Source organism: Bacillus sp. CCB-MMP212 (assembly GCF_022748145.1).
In the GTDB taxonomy this organism is placed as follows: domain Bacteria; phylum Bacillota; class Bacilli; order Bacillales; family Bacillaceae_G; genus Bacillus_A; species Bacillus_A cereus.
In genome coordinates this window covers 106,807-127,100 of record NZ_JALDQE010000006.1, presented here as the reverse complement: position 1 = coordinate 127,100, position 20,294 = coordinate 106,807, and the positions used below count along the sequence as shown (strand labels likewise).

The window sequence follows — 20,294 nt, the reverse complement described above, 5'->3', positions numbered from 1 at the left end:
AACAAACTTTGTACGTGAAGTGAAATTTTTAAAAATCTAATGCATTTACTTTATTCTTTATTGTATTGATTTCCTGCGATTGCTGAGAAAGCCCTGTACACTCATGAAAAGCAAAATGCTTACACCCTATACATTTTTTTGTATTCAGATGTCCTAAAGCACAATTAATTGCTTCCCCGGTATGATCAAAAAAGTTTTCTTTCCCAATCTCAGCGTACAATCCATTCTTATCTAGATTGGCTTTTAGCTCTGATTGAATTCCAGAAATAAGAAGTACGCCACCTTGTTTTTTGAAGTGCTGAACAATATTCCTAAAATAAGACTCTCCTGTGGTATCAATAAAAGGAACTTTTCCCATACGTAAAATTAAAACTTTAGGTTTATAATGAATAGTCGCTAAAATATTTTGTTCAAATGTTTGAGCAGCCCCAAAGAATAATGGGCCTTCTATTGTATAAATACTAATTTGTGGACAATCATGAGCTTTATTTACCACATGCGATAACAATTTTTCATTCTTTTTTGTATGATCAGGAAGCACTTTAGATATAACAAGCATATTACTCATACGTTTTGTAAACAAAATAACAGCTAAAATAAGACCGATCTCCACAGCTGTTGTTAAACTAGTAAATACAGTAAGTAAAAATGTTACTAGTAATACAAGGGAATCTCCTGTCTTCATTTTGAGTATGTGATAAAAATGTTTTTGTTCGCTCATATTCCAAGCTACCACCATTAAAATGGGAGCCATACTAGCAAGAGGAATATGTGAAGCATATGGAGCTAACAGTAAAAGTGTCAATAACACAAATCCCCCATGAATAATACCCGACATCGGAGATACAGCCCCACTCTTAATATTAGTCGCTGTACGAGCAATTGCTCCAGTCGCTGGAATCCCGCCAAATAACGGGGTAACAATATTTGCAATCCCCTGACCGACAAGCTCTTTGTTACTGTTGTGTTTACTATTTGTCATACCATCTGCCACGACAGCGGATAAAAGCGACTCAATTCCACCGAGCATCGCAATAACAAATGCAGGACCAATTAACTGTTTTATACGTTCTAATGTGATTTCTGGTATATCAAACTGAGGAAGTGTATTTGGAATCGTGCCATATGCTGTACCAATAGTAGGTACATGACCTGAGAAAAATACAGTTGCAATTACAGTTGAAATAACAACACCTACTAATGAACCAGGCACTTTTGGTAAAATCTTTGGTGTTATGAGTATAACAAAAAAGCAAATCAAAGCAGTTATAACACTATAAAAATTGGTAGTACTGATATGAGTGAAGAGTTCCTTCAAATTTGCTAGAAATTCCTCATGCTTTTTTATACCTGTTAAACCTAAAAAACTAGCAATTTGTCCCGTAAAGATAATAACAGCAATACCTGAAGTAAAACCAATTGTTACAGGACGTGGAATAAACTTAATTAAAGAGCCTAGTTTGAAGATTCCCATAAGACATAAAATAATTCCAGCTAACAAACCCGAGAGTAGTAAATTTTCGTATCCATAGGTAATTACAACTCCTAAAAGAATCGGAACAAAAGCACCTGTAGGTCCTCCAATTTGATACTTCGAACCACCAAACAGTGAAATGAGTATTCCAGCAATACAGGTTGTATAAATCCCATACTCTGGCTTAACACCAGAGGCTATAGCAAAAGACATAGCAAGTGGAATCGCAACAACTCCAACAATCATTCCTGAAAGAAGATCCTTTTGAAAATGTGCTAATGAATATCCTTCAAACCTTCCTGTAAATAACTTTCTCATTACAAACCCTTCTTTTCTATTTTTAATAGATCTGGATTACAAATGTATTTCTCGGTCCTTATACAGAAAATTGTCCTTTTCACAAAAATAAAAAACATCCTAATATTTACTATATGTTTTACTTAAATGACACTCCAATTCACCTATATCTCCACCTTGTTGTACATAGGATTTCAATCTTTCTGCTAGACGTTCTCCGGCTCGACTATCTAGCTTCTTTGTATCAATAAACGATCTAATCCTTACCTTATCTGGAGTAATATCTCTACGAAACATTTGTCCTGGAATTTCATTCCAAAAACGATTCCATTCATCCAGTAATCCTATTTGATCAAATAAAAAACCTTGAATTCCACATAACCAAGCTGTACAAGCAGTATTTCTTTTTTGACATCCAACTCCATCTTGTAAATGTTGGCATGAAAAACAACAAGAATTTCCACTTTTTATACAAACTTCACAAACGTAATGAGCTCCTAATGAGCGAAATGTTTCAATCCCATGTTGAATGATATCTTCTTTCTTAACCTCAATACTCAACCTATCCCTCCTTGGACATCATTTCACTTTCTGCTTCATCTAGCTCTTCTAACATTGAAATCGTATCGATTAAATGGTTGTTAAAAATCTTCCGTGCAACCACCAATAAATCCACAATAATAGGGTCTCGTAAAGAATATAAAACTCTTTTTCCATCTTTCCTACCAACAACAATATTTTTTGAACGTAGTACACTTAATTGCTGAGAAACAGCTGAACCTTCCTTATTTAGAATATCTTGAATTTCGTTTACGCTTTTTTCACCTTCTGACAATAATTCTAAGATACCTATTCGCAAAGGGTGTGCTAAGGCTTTAAAGAAATCTGCTTTAAATTGTTGCATTTCGTTTCCCATTGAAATCCCTCCGTTACTTTTCCTCAATTTCAAAAAGTATCATATACATCTTCAAATGTTTGAATATGTATATGATACTTTTAAAACCTCGAATTTTCAATACAAATTTTACAATATTAAATAAGCATCAAATAGAGAAATATACTATTCAAATTTAGGTTCAAAATTTATTATCCAAAATAAAAGCGCCTAACATATTAGGGATATATAATACGTTAGGCGCTTGATATTTAAAATTTTTCGATTTAGGTCTTGATAATATTGGATGAGTATATGACCAAAACGCTAGATGACTAATATGAATAAACTTATTTGTAAAATTAATTGCTTAGAATATTTTAAGAGCAAGTTTTGAAAAAAACTATTCAAAACTTGCTCCTTATTTTCTCAGATCCAACTATTTTGATACTAAAACCAACAGTAGTGAATTAGAATAATGACTTAATACTTGCTAAAACTGTGAGTACACCTACAATAATAACAAATACGTTACTCATTTTCCCTTTGTATTTAGCTAGTACTGGTACTTTTTGAATCGCATACATCGGTAATAGACATAAGATAGCAGCAACTAAAGGACCGCTTAGAGAATCAATAAGTCCAAGAATACTTGGATTTGTATAAGCAACAAACCAGCATGATAATACAACAAAAGTAAGGATTATTGTCTTAATTGTTTTTTCTTCAATATCTTTTCCACGTGATTTACCGAACTTAATAATCATGTCACGCATTACTTCAAATGCTCCTATATAATGGCCAAGGAAAGACTTTGTAATAGCCACAAAAGCAATAATTGGAGCTGCAATAGTGATTACAGGCGAATTAAGCTCATTAGCAAGATATGAAAGGATTGATAAGTTTTGTTCTTTTGCCATTTTTATATCATCTGGAGTCAAGCTCAATGCGCTACTCCAAACGAAGAACATAACAACAGCGAATGTCATGATATAACAAACCTTTTGTATTTGCGCACATTTAGCATCAGTGGCTTCGATTCCATACGTAGCTCTCTGTTTCACAACAAATGATGAAATCATAGGTGAATGATTAAATGAGAATACGATAATTGGTAGAATCATCAATATCGTCCCAAAATAGCCTGTTCCTGTTGAAGCAGTTGAAACAGCTGAAAAACTAAGCATTGACGTATTCCACTGTGGAATTAAAGATATTGCGATAAAAAGTAGAGAAACTATGAAAGGATACACTAACATACTCATTACCTTTACAGTAATATCTTGACCAAAATTTAGTATAGCGATAAGACCAAGAACTAATACAAGTGATAAAATAGCCCTTGGAGGTTCTGCCATGTGCAATTGATGCACGATAAAACTACTTGCAGTATTTGTAAGCGCAACCGAATACATTAGTACGATTGTATAAATTGAACCGAAATATACGATGTTAAAAATGATACTCGCTTTATTTCCAAAATACTCTCTAATTGTACCTGTGATCCCCTCATCAGCAGAATTAGAAGCGTATATCATTTTAGCAAGTGCCCTATGTGAGTAGTACATAACTGGATATGCAAGCAATGTAATTAGTAGTAAAGATAATAAACCACCTGAACCTGCATTAATCGGTAAAAAGAGCACCCCTGCTCCAATTGCAGTTCCAAATAGACTGAGTGCCCATGTAGTATCCTGCTTATGCCACTTTTTCGGATCTGCATATTGCTCATTTTTTAGTGCGGTATTTTCAGCTTGAACTTCTATTTTCTTTGCAGTATTCCCGTTCATATAATAACTCCCCCTTGTATCTATTCCTACATCCCTCTTTGCATCTAACAAATATTCCCTTTTCGGAAAATGAATTCCTTACAAGTTGCCCCACATTGTATGTCCTTCATCATAATGAATCCAAATTGAAACATTCGCTAGTTAGCGTCCTAATATAATTGTTAGCGTTCACAAAAAAGTTTACTCAAAGTATCCGCTCTTTATATAAAGACCCCTTAAGAGAACAATATAGAATAGACTTCATAAATACGTTGCAACATTTCTAATAACAGTGTATTACTTTAATGGTTTCTCTTTTTTACTTTTAACAGTAATTTTAGCTAAACCGGCCTCTCTTCATTTGCGAGGCATTTCTTTCTCAATTCTATACATTACTTTCATAACTTCGGTAGCACTGATGATATTGCTTACACAAGCCACTGAAGCACATTACATACATTTCGCCTCTAATCACACACCTTTCTTACTAAGAATCGCATTTTTTATATTTTCTCCAGAGATAATAAAATTTCTCTCGACGCCCTCATTATAACGTGTATATTTATAAAATTAATATTTTTATATTTTCAGAAATATTAAAGCGGAATAATTTTATATGGATAATATTTTACAGTTAGCATGTAGCCATTGTTTTTATCGCGTAAAGCTGAATTAGTTAGTAAAAATATACAATTATATATTGTCCTTCTAGGTGACTCATTCTAAAAATACTTATATCCCCTTTTATCAAAAAAAATTATTTTAAACACAAAAGATATTCTAATAAATAATTAATGTAGACAAAAAGAAGAGATTCACAAAATACAAAAACCAATTTTTAGGATATATATTATCAACATTGAATTCATATACATTTTTTAAAAAATACACTGAGCAAAAAACAAAAAAACTGCCCCATATGGACAGCTCATTTACATAATTATCGTTATCAAGGATTCACAAACAAATCACTTCAATGTCATCTTAATTCTAGTTTGTTCGACTCTTCTTCAGAGATATCTCTATGTTTGTAATGAATCGTTTTTAGATCATTTCCTTTTATGCGAAAAGTAATTGTGTCCTCTCCATAAGGCGGATTGTGTGCACCCTCAAAAGTTTGAATTTGAACAGTTACATAAAAAGTATAATTTGTTGTATCTTTTCTTATTTCAAGTATTTTTTCAGAACCTCGATACCAAAGTTTTGGTTCCTTATAATAGTTTTCAACCTCTTTGCTTATCGGCTCCAATAAGAGCTCAATTACTACTTCTTTTAAAAGTTTTTTGGGTACAGGTATTCTGTTGATTTTCTTTCTTTTTACATCTATAATCCTCCAAAAATCCCCGCTCTTTTCAACGGTATAAAGAACATTCGTACCGTCCGCTTTCAAAAGATGAAAATAACCTTTATTTCCCTTAATATATAATCGTGGTTCATTAATCCACTCACCTTCTGTTTGCACTATCCCTAAAAACAACTGAGTAAGTGGCGTTATCTTATAATCTAATTGGTTAAAGTCTCCAAACGAATAAAGTTCATAACCGGTTAAATCTATGCCAAAATTTCTGTTTATATCATTTTCCTTTTCTACAATTGCTTGAGCAGAAATGCATGGTAATAAAAAACTAAACAGACATATGATGCTAACCATTGTTAATCTTATTTTCATAACATCAATCCTCTCTTTTATTAAGATGCAACAAAAGAGAGGATATTATTGATTAGGGCATAGGCTAAAAAATTAAACTCCCCCATTAACTAGCTCGTTTATCGAGTTTAATTTTGAAGAAAGCTCGATAAACCATTCTTCATCCCCTGTTAATAATGCAAGATCTATAAGATAAAGGATTTGTTCCTTATTTATTACCTTTGATTCAGGGAGTTTGTTAACGTGTTTACTAAAGAGTAAAATCGCTTCGTTTATTGTGTACTGGCCGTCACGTTTCACAATACTAACTGTAACTATATCCTCTACATCATCAAGTGATACAATATAACCAACTATTAATTCACCTTCATTTGATATTCCACGAACCCAATCTCCTACTTTTAAAACATGATTATTATTTGACATCATACCGTTTCACCTTCCTATAAATATTTTTTGTGACGATAAAAAAGATATAAAAACAAATTATACTGTAATATTTTTCATTACATTTAAGTATTAAGAACTCACGGCTATATAATAATTAAGCCGCTTAACGCTCTTGATTGATAAGGTCAACAACTTCTTTCATTGTATAATTCTTTAAGTATTCACCTAGATGCTCTTCAGCACCTAAGAAAATAGCGAAAAGAACTTTTCGCATGTTCGAACCTACAACACACTGATTGTTTGATTCTGGACACTTCGGCTGCAAAGCACCTTCAGAGGTTATCTGATAAATATGCCAAAGATTAATTTCATCTAAATCGCGAGCGAAAATAAAACCGCCACCAGTCCCCTCTTTCGATTGTATAAACTTATGTTTTTTTAACAAACTTAGTACTTTGCGAATGCGTACTGGATGAACACCTGCACTTTCTGAAATAGCATTACTTGTTGACATCCGGTCTGGCTGTAAAGCTAAATAAGTTAAACTGTGAATGGCCAAGGTAAAGTCGCTGTTCATGATTTTCCTCCTACGATTAAAAATATTGTTTCTCATATATTAACATACTGTAGCCATAAATATTACAGATTGGTTAGAACGTTAAAACATATAGAATACTTCTTACCATAAAAAAATTAATTCCTTTATATTCTATCCGGTCTCACCTATATCCGATAACTTCATTTAGCTTTTTAAGTTGAAAATAAAATTAAACACTCCACTGTTTCTTCACTTGTTCTTCTGCCAGTTGTTTAATTTTTGTCCAAATCGTATCTTTACTCACAATAACATTTGTTTGATAATTTCTATCATTATAATTAACTGTAACACATACTTCAATCATCTTCTGCTTCCTCCTTTCAAGAAAATTTCTTATTTATATTTAATACCTGAAAAATTTTGAATTTAGTTATAATCTCTAGCATATAACTTCATTTGTTTAAATAATTAAGTTTAAAAACCCCACTGTTTCTTCACTTGTTCTTCTGCCAACTGTTCAATTTTTGTCCAAATCGTATCTTTGTTCACAATGACATTTGTTTGATAGTTTCTGTCTTTATAATTAACTGTAACGCATACTTCTATCACCTTCAGTTTCCTCCTTTCAAAAAATTTCTCTTTCATACTATTACTTATTAATTAGCCAACTTTTGCAGTTCAATGTTTAAAAATGTTCGGACACTACGTGGTAAAAATTTGCGAATTTCTTCTTCGTTAAAACCAATTTGCAATCTTTTTTCATCCAACATAATCGGGCGACGCAACATTAGTGGATGCTCAATTATTAATGTATAAAATTCATTTAGCGAGAGCTCATCAATATTTATATTTAAGTCCTGAAAAGTTTTGGATCTAGTTGAAATAATTTCAGTAGCCCCCTCTTCAGTTAAACGAAGAATCGATTTAAGCTCATCAACTGTCATAGAATTTGATACGATGTTTTTTTCAATATAATCAATTTGATGCTCTTCAAGCCATGCTTTCGCTTTTCGGCATGAAGCACAGCTTGCTGTTGTATATAGAATTACCATATTTAACTCACTCCTTTAATGTTATTAAACGTACATTTTAAATATCGCTTATTGAAATGTATTAAAAAAAATTACAGTTTAGAATCAAATTCACATAATGTTAATTATTCAGCAATGTTTCATTTATCTCTATTATTCATGCTACATTTTACAGACGTTAACAACTCACTTTTAAAAATCTTACTGTAATTTTAAACTTTACAGTTCAATTAATCAACTGTTAAGTCTTGGATTAATTTTAATAACACAACAAATTATTCTCATGTAAAATTCCCCATAGCATGATGGCTCCTTCAAAGCACATTTCACGCATTTCTTGCTTACAAGTGCTATTATGGATTATATTCATCCTAATAAAAAGTACGTACTTTAAAGTGTTATAGGTACTAAAAAGTAACATATGCATTTTCAAGTGCCATTCTGCTTATTTCTCTCTTACATCGGTTATTATGACCGATATTTAGCACAATAAATAGTACGCACTTTAAAGTGTTATAGGTACTAAAAAGAAATAATTTTAGTATTGCAACGGATGTAGGCTCACAACTGTAATCTAAATTCATCAAAGGAGTTTTTTTATGAAGACATACAATATTCCTGTAGAAGCGACTTTAGAAGTTATTGGCGGAAAGTGGAAAGTTGTTATCCTTTGTCATTTAAAAAAAGGAACAAAAAGAACGAGTGAATTAAAACGTTTAATGCCTGGTATTACGCAAAAAATGTTAACCCAACAATTACGGGAACTAGAAGAAGATGGTGTAATCCAAAGGAAAGTATATGACCAAGTACCACCAAAAGTAGAGTACTCTTTAACGGATTACGGTTCGTCTTTAGGAGCTATACTCGATTCCCTCTGTTCCTGGGGAGAAGTTCATCTTGAAAAAACCGGGAACACATCCATGCTGATTACAGCAGATGAATAATAACTGTAGAAGACATAAAATAGGTTGAGACAATACTTGCCTCAACCAGTTTTTATGTCTCTTTATAATTTTTTGCCGTAATGACTGTTTCAAACTCAAAGGTTTCCGGTAGATGATCTGCATAAGAATATTCAAAAGTTCGTCCATCCGTTAAGTAAGCTACTTGTTCAACTCGCATGAGGAAATCCTGATTTGTTAAGTTCATAAACTGCTTTTCCCTATCATCTGGGCGAATTCCTTTAACCCTGACAACAGATGTCCCTACTTCAAGACCAAGTTTATTTTGAATATGTGAGTATATCGACTCCTCTAAAACAGAAGCCTTAACACCTGGGATAACCGAAATTGGCATCCATGTATGCTCCATAATCGTCGGAATGCTGTGAATGATGCGGAGGCGAATGATTTTATAGACGAAATCACCGATTGAAACTCCCAATTTCTCAGCAACTACTTCATCAGCACCAACAATCGCAAACTCGATAATTTTACTTTCTACCTCACTGCCGTAAACAGCTTTCGTACCTGTTAAAGTTTGAATCATTCGTGCCTTTTCCTGCTGACGCCAATCTTGCACCACTGTTCCACTTCCGCGCCGGCGGATGATGTAGCCGTCTCTTACTAACAGATCCAGCGCTTTTTTAATAGTAAGTGCTGAAACATCAAATTCTTCAGCAAGGACGGGGCTACTCGGAATTTTTTCATTGATTTTATATTCACCGTCTAAAATTTGCTGTTTAATCTTTTGATAAATGCCGAGGTATTTTACTTGTGTTGATCCGCTTGCCATTTCCATACCTCCTTTATACTGCATACTCGCTTCTATTCATTCAAATGTAAAGCCTCAAGTTTGTAGACTGAAGGTGATGGGGCAGCAAATCCGTTTTCCAAGATTTCAATATTCGTTACCGCTTCTTCGTCTTTCACAAGTTTTGGTGCACCATTTACAATTGTGTCATAAGCTGCATCATAGAAACGACCATAATCACCAAGCGGTGTTTTAATTTGTTTTTCAATCCAGTCACCATTTGCATTACGATACTTAGCAACTCCATAGTACATCGGTGAATCTTCACCAAACCCTGCACTCTCAGGCATAATCCCCGCTTTCAAATCATTTTCTTGCTGATCTTCACCGTATTTAATAAATGATCCATTTGTTCCATGAACGATAAAGCGTGGATAATCTTTCGCTACGATATGGTTCGTTTTCAGCTTAATCTTCAACTGATTTCCATAATGTAGACCAACATCGAAATAGTTATCAACCGCACCTTCCATTTCATTATTACGAATATCGTATGTCACTGTATTTGGACGGCCGAATAGTGAAATCATGCGGTCCATCGTATGAATACCTAAACTGTAAAATGAACCTTCTTCTTTTGGAGCTTCATGAGTGATTGAACCAGGACGGAAATAATCAATATGTGATTCAATCTCAATAATATCACCAAGGAATCCTTGTTCAACTACTTGCTTTACAGCTAAAAAATCACCATCAAAACGACGGTTTTGATAAGGCATAACGACTACACCTTTCTCTCGTCCTAAAGCTAATAATTCTTTCGCATGTTCTACTGTATCGCAAAATGGTTTTTCAACGATAACTGATTTTCCGGCTAGTATAACTTTTTTTGCTAATTCATAATGCGTATGTGCTGGCGTACAAATCGTCACTACTTGAATTTCTTTGTCATTCAACAATTCGTCCAAATCAGTAGTGAAGTAAACACCTTTTTCCTCATATGGAGCCGCTAATTCTTTATTTATTTGACGCACAAAAATCGTTTTTACTTTTATATTTTTACGTGTCTTCAGATAAGGTAGGTGATAACGGTTAGCTGATTTTCCAAATCCAATAAAGCCCATTGTTAATGTCATGTTCTTCAACTTCCTTGCTCATAAATTTTCGTTTCTACATTTATTATATATTTTTTCTTTAAAAGTATATAGTTTTGATTTTAAAATTATATATCAAAAAGTCGAGATAGAAATCATTTTCTGATCCCCATCTCGACTTTACGTTATAGACTTATGTCCTATCATCATTTTATTTACACTCGATGACTAGAGAGCTCCTTGGTTACATGCTCTTATTCATACATATAAGAACGTGTCATCGGAATTGTATCATTAATCCCTTTTGTAAATACAAATTGATGTAAATCAATATTACCTGTAAAGAATGAAGCTGCACATGCATTTAAATATAAACGCCACATGCGGATAAATCGCTCATCTTTCGTTTTGCGAACTTCCTCTAGTACGTTTTCAAAATTTTGAGCCCAATGTTGTAATGTATTCCCGTAATGTCTACGTAAGCTTTCCACATCAACAATGAAAAATTGTTCGTTTGTCATGTTCGTGATTAATTCGTTAACAGCAGGAACATACCCACCAGGGAATATATATTTTTCAATCCAACCATTCGTAGCACCACCATTAGCCGGAGAAGTAATACAATGCAGCAGAGAAATCCCGCCATCATTTAGTAGTTTGTTAACTGTTTCAAAGTATTGCGTAATGTTGTCTTTTCCTACATGTTCGATCATACCTACACTAACAATTTTATCAAATTTACGATTCCTAATATCGCGGTAATCAAGTAAAGATACTTCAACTAAATCCGTAAGTCCCTCTTGTTTAATTCGCTCGGAAGTCTTTGCAAATTGTTCCTCACTTAACGTTACTCCCATCGCTTTCACACCGTACTGCTTAGCGGCAGCTGTAATGAGCTCACCCCACCCGCAACCGATGTCTAATAGCGTATCACCTTTTTGAAGGTTCAACTTTTTCAAAATATGATTCACTTTATTATGTTGAGCTGTCGTTAAAGAATCTTGCTCATTTTGGAAATATGCACAAGAATATGTCATTGTTTCATCAAGCCATAATTTATAGAAATCGTTCCCAATATCATAATGATGAGCAATATCATCTTTATTTTTTTGTTTTGAGAAATTCCATTTACTTTTGAAATATTGCAACTTACTATCACCTAAAAAGCTATCCTGCCTTTTATAAATAGATTGAATTGCTTTTTCAAGGTTACCCTCTATTTCAAGGTCTCCATTCATATATGCTTCACCGAATGCAATAGAAGGATCCTTAGCAATTTCTTTTTTTGAGAGCGGCTTATGGAATGTTATATGAAATTGAGGTTCCCCTTCGCCATATTGTATTGTTTCTCCATTCCAAAGTGTAATTTGAACTGGATCTGAAAACAGATTTTTAAGTATTTTTTTATAAAAAAGTTCTTCAACCATAAAAACATCTCCTACTAAAAAATTGAACAAAAAACTATACTAGTTAATAAGTCTTTTTGAACATAGCTTAAAATCTTTATGACTTCTTGCTACGAGTGTCATTATAAAACGGTTATATTATGAAGCATAGTACGTACTTTAAAGTGATGTAGGCACTTTTAAGTACCCATGACTGAAACAGGTCCTCAAAAATTTTACTTTTCATCATAACAACTTTCTAAAGTTTTAAAACGAAAAACACCACCTCTTCATTAGGTGGTGTTTTCAATATTACATATAGAGATTTCACTTAACTTCTGTGTTTTTTCTATCTATGCATCGTTCTCCCCATGCGGTTAATTGATTTAATACATTTTGTAAAGACCACCCATAATCGGTTAGGGAGTATTCTACTCGAGGGGGAATTTCTTTGTAAATTTCACGTGTAATCACACCATCTTCTTCCAGCTCACGTAGTTGCTGCGTTAACATTCTCACAGAAATTTCAGGAATTAGACGTTGCAACTCACTCGTTCTCTTCGTCCCTTTCGTTAAGTGACATAAAATGACGACCTTCCACTTTCCACCGATAATTTCTAAAGTTGCTTCTATAGGTATATTATATTGTTTCACGCGATCTCCTCTCCTTTTTTATAAATTCCTTATCTATTGTTACGTAAAAATAAATAATTTTCTATACGGCACATTTTAGTTCCTACAGCACAAAAAAGTACCTATATTACAAAAAAGTAATTATGCTGCTTAAAAATCTCCCTCTATACAAAAAGAAAAAACGAACGTATTCTCGTTCGTTTTTTCTTTCTTTATTCAGCTGCGGTTATAAGCATAGACGTGTTACCATTCTTTTCAAGATGATTTTCTCCCCAGTTACAAAGAGTATCGAGTATAGAATCTAAAGAATGACCGTAATCAGTTAAAGAGTATTCTACTTTTGGTGGCACTTGGTTATACACTTTTCTCTCGATTACACCATCTTCTTCTAATTCACGTAATTGTTGCGTTAACATCTTTTGTGTAATACCAGACATTAATTGTTTTAATTCGCACGTTCTCTTTTTGTCTTTCTTTAAATGACAAAGGATAACTACTTTCCACTTTCCACCGATAACCTCTAAAGTTGCCTCTACAGGAATATTGTATGTTTTCATATAAAAATCTCCTTTAATAATTTTATAAGACAAATAAGCTAAAATATTTAAATATTACTTTTAAGTATCTATAGCACCTTAAAGTACGTACTTTTTATTGTGTTAAACATGTTTCATAATAGCATACGTAAACAGCAGATGAGTAGTACGGCACCAAAAAGTACCTGTATTACTTTTTAGTATCTATATCACTTTAAAGTACGTACTTTTCATTATGTAAAATACATTTCATAATAGCATTTGTAAGAGTTGAGTGAGTCATGCAGTGTTAGAAATTACCTGTTAGTACCTGTACTTTAAAGTGAGTATTTTTATCATACATTTTGTCAGACGATGAAATGACATGTTTTCATTTTCACATCCATTCACAATGAATAAATAATTTTCAAATACATTTTAGGAGGATATCTATAATGAGTAAATTACTAAAAGAAAAAATCGGGTTTGGTACAGCACCACTAGGAAATATGTACCGTAATATCCCAGAGGAAGAAGCAATCGCTACAGTGGATGCTGCTTGGGAGAATGGCGTTCGTTACTTTGATACAGCTCCACTTTATGGATCTGGATTAGCGGAAATCCGTCTTGGTGAAGCACTGTCAAAAAGAAATCGTGATGATTACTTTTTAAGCACCAAAGTAGGTCGAACGATTTCAGATGAACTAGAAGATCCATCTGCACGTGATTTAGGTGAAAAAGGCGGACTTTTCGAATTTGGTCGCAAAAATAAAATGATCAATGACTATAGCGCAGATGCAACACTTCGTTCTATCGAGCAAAGTTTGAAACGTTTAAAAACAGATCGTCTAGACTTTGTTTTCATTCATGATTTAGCACAAGACTTTTATGGTGATGAGTGGATTTCACAATTTGAAACAGCTCGAACAGGAGCATTCCGTGCGCTAACACGTTTACGTGAAGAAGGAGTTATTAAGGGCTGGGGGCTTGGAGTAAACAAAGTAGAATCAATTGAACTTATGCTTGATTTAGAAGAAGCGAAACCAAATATATCCTTACTAGCTGGTCGCTATTCATTATTAGACCACGAACGTGCATTGCAACGAGTAATGCCTGCAGCTGTAAAGCATAATATGGATATTGTTGTTGGTGGCCCATATAGCTCAGGTATTCTTGCTGGCGGCGCTCACTTCGAATATCAAAAAGCATCGCCAGAAATTATTGCAAAAGTTGAGAAAATCAAAGCTCTTGCAGATCGTCACGACATCAGCATCAAAGCTGCTGCATTACAATTTTCACTAGCAAATCCAGCAGTTGCTGCCGTTGTTCCTGGTGCAAGTAAACCGGAACGAATTGTAGAAGACCAAAACGCCTTAAATACAGTAATTCCAGCAGCATTCTGGGAAGAAATGCGCGAACAAAAACTAGTAGCACCTAATGCACCACTACCAATCAACGTAAAATAATAATGAAACTTTAATCAGTGGGAGCATCCCCCACTGATTATTTACCCGTAAATACCGGGATGAAAAGGAGCGTAATGAATATGGCACATACTACTACATCTATGGAAATTTTCGGTTCACCTGAACAAGTATGGCAATTAATCGGAGGTTTCAACTCCCTTCCAGACTGGTTACCTTATATACCTAGCAGTAAATTAACGGAAGGCGGTCGTGTACGTCATCTAGCTAATCCAGATGGTGATACAATTATAGAACGCTTAGAAATATTCAATGATAAAGAACGCTACTACACGTATTCAATCATGAATGCACCGTTCCCAGTCACTAATTATTTATCTACAATCCAGGTGAAAGAAGGTACTGAAAGTAATACATCGTTAGTAGAGTGGTCTGGTACATTCACTCCTGTTGAGGTTAGTGATGAAGAGGCAATAAATCTGTTTCATGGTATTTACAGCGATGGACTGAAAGCATTACAGCAAGCATTTCTAGATTAATTCATGTAATTGATTGAGACGAAAAAGTAAATTAACAGTCAAATATTCGATTTTTTTAGTTAAATTCATTATGAAAGATAAACAAATACAAATTTCATGCCTGCTTGTTATTGACAAGAAATAAAAAATACTACCTCCAAATGGAAGGTAGTATTTTTTTATTAATCAGGAAAAACAATTAATCCCTCTTCTTTTTCCTCCTGTTTTAAATCTTCTTCTGGAAAGGTTACAGTTGAATTTTTATCACCTGTTCTTTTTGTTTCTTCACCTGGAAATACGAAAGTTGAATTTTCTTTTCCTTCATTTTTTTCTACGTTATCTGGAAATACCATAGGATCATTGGTAGTCAAATCATTATGAAATCCAAGGTTAGACAAAATCGCTTTTAAATCTGGTAAAACCCCTATTTTATCAGATGATGGGTTATTAGTCTTTGTGCCTGTATTAGGATTACTTAAAATTGCTCTCAATTCTTTTGGTGTATATGCCTTACCTAAATGTTCTTTAGCAATGCCTTGAATCGATACAGCAGCCCCAGCAATTATAGGCGAAGCGCTAGAAGTACCACGAAAATTAGAAGTATAACGATTAATTATGTTCTGATCTGTAACTTTTTGTCCTTTACTATTTTGATTTTGATATGTATCTAATGTATCAACATATTCTCCCCAACCATATACATCAATTCTACTACCATAGTTAGAGAAAGCTAAACGTTTATGAGGAACTCTTGCAGTAGATGCTCCAACTATAATAGCTCCTGAATCTTTAAAGTCTTGACTATTTCGATTTAAAATCTGTTTACCATTACGGTCTTTAAATTCATCTAAATCAATCCCACCATTACCAGCTGCTTCTACAATAATAATGCCTTTATCTGTACCTTTGCGAATTGCATTAAATATACTCGGGTATACTTCTACTGGTAAAGGGTCATCTCCATATCCATCATATTTAAAGGACTCTTCTATTAATAAAACATCTCCAGCCTGTAAAGAATCTACGGCACTTAAAATAGCATCTCTTACATCAATTCTCCCATTATCTCGGATTACTGAAATTACTTTTGCCTTTGCTTTTGGTGCAATTCCAATGTTCCCAATCCCATTGTCAGCTGCAGAAACAACACCTAGAACTGAAGTACCGTGAGAAAGATCATTACTCATTTTTCCAGACATAAATTCAATATTTTGACCGACTAAATCTTCATGATTTAATAACCAGCCTTCTTCCAAATCTACAAAAGTTGCTCCCTGACCATTTCCTCCTTTAATTCCCCAAGCATAAGGAGCATTAATTCCTAAAGGTGCCTCTTCAAGATATCCCTGTCTCGAAAATCTAGGTTCATCATAAGGATTGACTGATAGTACAGGCAATCTCGAGCCAGTTGTTGTATTTATACTCTTATTAGAACGAACTTGTATTTTACTAGAATCGTTATTAGCAGCATATACTGTATTTGTTACAAATGTCGTACCTACCCCAGCAAAAGCTGTAATTGCAAGTGATGATATTAACATACCTTTAAAATTTTTCATTTTTCCACCTCTAGTTTTCTATTAGAAATAACATATTTAATAATGTGTATGAACCAAAAGCATTTTATCTTATTATAAAAATCAATAGATTTTATAGCTTTTTGATTTACATAAAAACTCCCTTCATTCTTGTAATTCAATATGTACATCTCAAAACAACAAACTTACTGTAACTATTATAGTTACACCTTTATTAATTTTCAACTACGAAATATAAATTTTTAAAAATAAATTTATATTACTTTAAAACAGCACTAACCTTTTACCCACATAAAGTGAAACTTTAATCAGTGGGGTTTTGTTCATCCCCCACTGATTATTAGCCCTCACCAATCGGGCATTTACGGGCAGTTAATGCGGGATAAAAATGCCAAATATCTATCCAAATTACAGCAATCAATAAGTTTATGGACTACGAAAGAAATACGAAAAAGCAAAGCACTAAGTGCTTTGCTCCTTATAAAATCCCTTTTAACTTTTCACCAATTAACTTCGCTACATACTCATAACCTTCTGGCCCAAAGTGTAATCCATCTTTTTCATCATTTTCTACAAATCTTTTATAATCCCGTTCTTGAATCATTTCAGCGAATACATTTAGAAAATAACTTCCTGTTTCCCTCGCCACTTTCTCCACCACGTCTGCATACTGACTAAGCACTCTATTTGTTCTATTACGCTGTCTTTCTTCATCAACTGGTGCAGGACTAATCAGTAGTACTTTATCTGATAAAACTTGGTTCACAATCTTCTCTAAGTTTTCTTTATATGCTTGTAATGACACTTGAGAAAAAGAAACTGCATCATTCGTACCAAGAAAAACTGTTACGAAATCTGGTTTATATGATATTACATCTTCTTCAATTCTATTTAACGCATCGAATGTATTATCACCCGGAACACCTGCATTCACTACTTTCCAATCTGGAAACATTACTTGTAACCTTGGCGTTAATCTAGGTATCCCATCAAAAAATACATCATCAGCTGTAATACTATCTCCAAAACATACTAACGTTTTCATTAAGCTACTCTCCTTTTACGTATGAAACAACTTTCCTTCTATTGCTTTTATATATCTGTCAGCAGAACGTTCAACTGCCTCATTTGCATTTTCTTTTACTACTCGATGAAAAGCGTTGTATAAACGATTAAACTGTAACGGCTTCACTCGATTCACCATTTCTTCCACTTTTCTCGCTGGTAGTGGAATTAAGTTTGGATAGCTGTACATGAAGCTTACCCACCGCTCATCTGCTACAACTTGAATAATATCACCTGTTAATAAAATTCCTTTTCCGTCATTACCTTCTTCCCAATGCAATACAGAACCACCACTAAAATGTCCTCCAAGACGATGTACAGTAATCCCATCCGCTAATTGTAAAGACTCACCAGACCAATAAATAATACGACTACTTGGACGCATCACCCACTCTTTATCATCTTCATGTATATAAATTGGTACATCAAATGTCTCTGCCCATTCTACTTGCGTTGAATAATAATGAGGATGAGACAATGCAATCGCATCTAATCCTCCAAGCTCTTTTATTTTCGTAATTGTCGTTTCATCTAAATACGTAATACAGTCCCACAGTAAACGATATGACTCTGTTTTCACTACAAATGCCGTTTGACCGATTGCAAATCCTGGTTTTGTTGTAATGCTATAAAGTCCACCTTCCTCTTCGATTATTTCATTTTTATATGTATCACCAATTTGTAAGCTTTCCAGTGTCGTCCAAGATTGTCCTTTTGGATTCACATATTGCCTCTCTTCATCACAAATATGACAGCTCACCGGTTCTTCTACACTCGCCGCATACTGCACGCCACACGTTGTACAAACGAAATTTTTCATAATAATTTCCCCTATCACTATATTTTTATTAAGCAGATTTTTGTTGATAATGATCTGCTTTTTTATTTTCAATTAATAAACTTATAAAAGTAAGTAAATAGACAACTGTAACCGATAACGGAATTACAGTAAATCCTTTTTCTGCAAAAAGAATCCCGCAAACTGACGTTACAAATACAGTCCCTACTGACAATAAACCATAACTTTTACTTTCATAAATCCATACGTACGGAATAAAATGAACACCTATTAACATCGCTACTACAAAAGGTAACCATTCTGGAAATTGAAAATAGGCAAGTAATACAAGTGGAATATTCAATACATTTATTCCACCAATTAAGCCTGCCAAAACCCCTAACGGATTTCCTTTCGCAAACATATCAATCTTCAATATAGCAGCTATCATTAAGCCAAAAGGAAACACACAGCCCATACCGATTAAATATACCCACACCACTTGTTTTTCAGAAAGAACAAATCCCGTTATACTCATAACTATCCAAAATAAAACACCGGCTAATATAATCGGTAGGCCTCTCTTCGTTTTTATTGCTAAATCCTTTTTCGCTTCTGCAAAATTCATCTCACTATCTCCCCAAAAATATTTGTACTATAAAGTCACCTCAACCTCACCCATCCAATAACGCCAAGCTTCTAAATAATCTTCTAAATCTTTCGGGTGGTGCCGTAAACATGTATCTATACGCAAATATAATCCTATGACTATCTCTTCATATAAATCACGGTCATTTTTATGAAATACACATTGTTTCATCGCATAACCAATCGTTTCTTTTGTTAAATCTTCCGGAGTTGAACAGAACGCATAAATTAAATCATATATAGGATCTCCTAACACTGGTAAAGGATCAATTACACCGTGCAGCTCATTCTCTTTAAATATAAAGTTATGAAATCCAAGATCACCATGCAATAAAAACGGCTGATTTATTCCAGCGTCCCTATTCGCTAACTTAAGAACCGTTCTATACTCTTCTTCACTTATGTAACGCCTTACATTTTCATGAGCTTCTATCACATTTGTTGTTAAAAATTCACTCCAAGATTGAACCGGATTTTCTTTCCATCCCCAGCCATCAACCTCTGTAGCTACTTCATACTCATTGATAACTTCTTTTACAAGTTTACAAAGAACACTCCGTTTATAGCCTAGTTTGCAAGAAGTTGTGCCCTCAAGGAATGAGTAAACAATATAGCGATTTAAAGGTTCCTTATATAAAAGCTTTGGAAATAATTCGTCCTTTTTATAAAACTGAAGAAAATAAGCTTCTTCACGTATGACATCCGATTCATTCAACTTTACAACGTATTGTTCATCTAACAAATATATAGTGCTTGTCGTTCCCCCGTTTAATGCTTTTACGCTATTTGGATAATGTGAAATAACTTTTTCCTTAACTAGTTGTGCAGTGATTATTGAAATGTCCATTCTCTCACCCTTTAATTCGGAAGATTCCCTTAATTCAAAAGACAACTTTACTATTATTTGACAAACGCAAGGGAAATCCTCCCAACCATCCTAATATAACAAACAACAATTTTATTTTATTACAATGGCTTTCTTC

23 protein-coding genes are annotated in these 20,294 nt (G+C 33.8%); 3 read left to right on the top strand and 20 right to left on the bottom strand.

Annotated features, from left to right (window positions below; all coding sequences use genetic code 11):
* Positions 1–28 precede the first annotated feature (28 nt).
* The 10 genes from MRP26_RS18130 to spxA all read right to left on the bottom strand — a co-directional run bounded on the left by MRP26_RS18130 (position 29) and on the right by spxA (position 8,042).
* A complete protein-coding gene (locus MRP26_RS18130; RefSeq protein ID WP_001228490.1) occupies positions 29–1,792 on the bottom strand; it encodes a SulP family inorganic anion transporter in 1,764 nt (587 codons plus the stop codon).
* A gap of 99 nt (positions 1,793–1,891) precedes the next feature.
* On the bottom strand, positions 1,892–2,332 hold the full coding sequence (locus MRP26_RS18125) for a hypothetical protein (protein ID WP_000021459.1): 441 nt from the start codon (positions 2,330–2,332) through the stop codon (positions 1,892–1,894).
* Position 2,333: 1 nt separating this feature from the next.
* Positions 2,334–2,687: an ArsR/SmtB family transcription factor gene (locus MRP26_RS18120; RefSeq protein ID WP_000526188.1), complete on the bottom strand. Its 354-nt coding sequence runs from the start codon at positions 2,685–2,687 to the stop codon at positions 2,334–2,336.
* Between the two features lie 428 nt (positions 2,688–3,115).
* Positions 3,116–4,435, bottom strand: a complete 1,320-nt coding sequence (locus MRP26_RS18115) for an aromatic amino acid transport family protein (protein ID WP_001014163.1) — start codon at positions 4,433–4,435, stop codon at positions 3,116–3,118.
* 958 nt (positions 4,436–5,393) lie between these two features.
* Entirely contained in the window at positions 5,394–6,083 is a 690-nt protein-coding gene (locus MRP26_RS18110; protein ID WP_000702350.1) for a DUF3888 domain-containing protein, read from the bottom strand.
* A gap of 72 nt (positions 6,084–6,155) precedes the next feature.
* Positions 6,156–6,491, bottom strand: coding sequence for an IDEAL domain-containing protein (locus tag MRP26_RS18105; RefSeq protein ID WP_000987464.1), 336 nt, complete (start codon positions 6,489–6,491; stop codon positions 6,156–6,158).
* 124 nt (positions 6,492–6,615) lie between these two features.
* A complete protein-coding gene (gene saiR, locus MRP26_RS18100; protein ID WP_001083465.1) occupies positions 6,616–7,029 on the bottom strand; it encodes an Rrf2-family transcriptional regulator SaiR in 414 nt (137 codons plus the stop codon).
* Positions 7,030–7,219: 190 nt separating this feature from the next.
* Entirely contained in the window at positions 7,220–7,354 is a 135-nt protein-coding gene (locus MRP26_RS18095; protein ID WP_000573532.1) for a BA3454 family stress response protein, read from the bottom strand.
* A gap of 110 nt (positions 7,355–7,464) precedes the next feature.
* Positions 7,465–7,599 carry a BA3454 family stress response protein gene (locus tag MRP26_RS18090; RefSeq protein ID WP_000573515.1) on the bottom strand — a complete coding sequence of 45 codons (135 nt, stop codon included), beginning with the start codon at positions 7,597–7,599 and terminating at the stop codon, positions 7,465–7,467.
* Between the two features lie 47 nt (positions 7,600–7,646).
* A complete protein-coding gene (gene spxA / locus MRP26_RS18085) occupies positions 7,647–8,042 on the bottom strand; it encodes a transcriptional regulator SpxA (protein ID WP_000236189.1) in 396 nt (131 codons plus the stop codon).
* 578 nt (positions 8,043–8,620) lie between these two features.
* On the opposite strand from spxA, the gene MRP26_RS18080 reads away from it, so the two are divergent.
* Positions 8,621–8,965, top strand: a complete 345-nt coding sequence (locus MRP26_RS18080) for a winged helix-turn-helix transcriptional regulator (protein WP_000860831.1) — start codon at positions 8,621–8,623, stop codon at positions 8,963–8,965.
* A 52-nt stretch (positions 8,966–9,017) separates the two neighbouring features.
* Here the strand turns inward: MRP26_RS18080 and MRP26_RS18075 are convergent, their stop codons facing one another.
* The 5 genes from MRP26_RS18075 to MRP26_RS18055 form a co-directional block, all read right to left on the bottom strand.
* The gene (locus MRP26_RS18075) at positions 9,018–9,755 is read right to left on the bottom strand and encodes a GntR family transcriptional regulator (protein ID WP_000146276.1); all 738 of its coding nucleotides are present in this window, start codon (positions 9,753–9,755) and stop codon (positions 9,018–9,020) included.
* 32 nt (positions 9,756–9,787) lie between these two features.
* Entirely contained in the window at positions 9,788–10,849 is a 1,062-nt protein-coding gene (locus MRP26_RS18070; protein ID WP_000176598.1) for an oxidoreductase, read from the bottom strand.
* A gap of 212 nt (positions 10,850–11,061) precedes the next feature.
* Positions 11,062–12,234, bottom strand: a complete 1,173-nt coding sequence (locus tag MRP26_RS18065; protein WP_000229035.1) for a cyclopropane-fatty-acyl-phospholipid synthase — start codon at positions 12,232–12,234, stop codon at positions 11,062–11,064.
* Positions 12,235–12,519: 285 nt separating this feature from the next.
* On the bottom strand, positions 12,520–12,846 hold the full coding sequence (locus MRP26_RS18060; protein ID WP_000816339.1) for a winged helix-turn-helix transcriptional regulator: 327 nt from the start codon (positions 12,844–12,846) through the stop codon (positions 12,520–12,522).
* 191 nt (positions 12,847–13,037) lie between these two features.
* On the bottom strand, positions 13,038–13,382 hold the full coding sequence (locus MRP26_RS18055) for a winged helix-turn-helix transcriptional regulator (protein WP_000860820.1): 345 nt from the start codon (positions 13,380–13,382) through the stop codon (positions 13,038–13,040).
* Between the two features lie 413 nt (positions 13,383–13,795).
* Here MRP26_RS18055 and MRP26_RS18050 point away from each other — a divergent pair, with 413 nt between their 5' ends.
* Both MRP26_RS18050 and MRP26_RS18045 read left to right on the top strand, forming a co-directional pair.
* Entirely contained in the window at positions 13,796–14,806 is a 1,011-nt protein-coding gene (locus tag MRP26_RS18050; RefSeq protein WP_000040529.1) for an aldo/keto reductase, read from the top strand.
* A gap of 80 nt (positions 14,807–14,886) precedes the next feature.
* A complete protein-coding gene (locus MRP26_RS18045; RefSeq protein WP_053563924.1) occupies positions 14,887–15,303 on the top strand; it encodes an SRPBCC family protein in 417 nt (138 codons plus the stop codon).
* 161 nt (positions 15,304–15,464) lie between these two features.
* Here MRP26_RS18045 and MRP26_RS18040 read toward each other — a convergent pair whose 3' ends face one another.
* From MRP26_RS18040 to MRP26_RS18020, 5 genes are all read right to left on the bottom strand, one after another.
* A complete protein-coding gene (locus MRP26_RS18040) occupies positions 15,465–16,841 on the bottom strand; it encodes a S8 family peptidase (RefSeq protein WP_088024545.1) in 1,377 nt (458 codons plus the stop codon).
* A 457-nt stretch (positions 16,842–17,298) separates the two neighbouring features.
* Positions 17,299–17,865: an SGNH/GDSL hydrolase family protein gene (locus MRP26_RS18035; protein WP_197234677.1), complete on the bottom strand. Its 567-nt coding sequence runs from the start codon at positions 17,863–17,865 to the stop codon at positions 17,299–17,301.
* A 15-nt stretch (positions 17,866–17,880) separates the two neighbouring features.
* The gene (locus tag MRP26_RS18030) at positions 17,881–18,705 is read right to left on the bottom strand and encodes an MBL fold metallo-hydrolase (protein ID WP_053563921.1); all 825 of its coding nucleotides are present in this window, start codon (positions 18,703–18,705) and stop codon (positions 17,881–17,883) included.
* 28 nt (positions 18,706–18,733) lie between these two features.
* A complete protein-coding gene (locus MRP26_RS18025; protein ID WP_197241920.1) occupies positions 18,734–19,291 on the bottom strand; it encodes a DUF7010 family protein in 558 nt (185 codons plus the stop codon).
* Between the two features lie 27 nt (positions 19,292–19,318).
* The gene (locus MRP26_RS18020; protein WP_053563919.1) at positions 19,319–20,158 is read right to left on the bottom strand and encodes an aminoglycoside phosphotransferase family protein; all 840 of its coding nucleotides are present in this window, start codon (positions 20,156–20,158) and stop codon (positions 19,319–19,321) included.
* Positions 20,159–20,294: the final 136 nt, after the last annotated feature.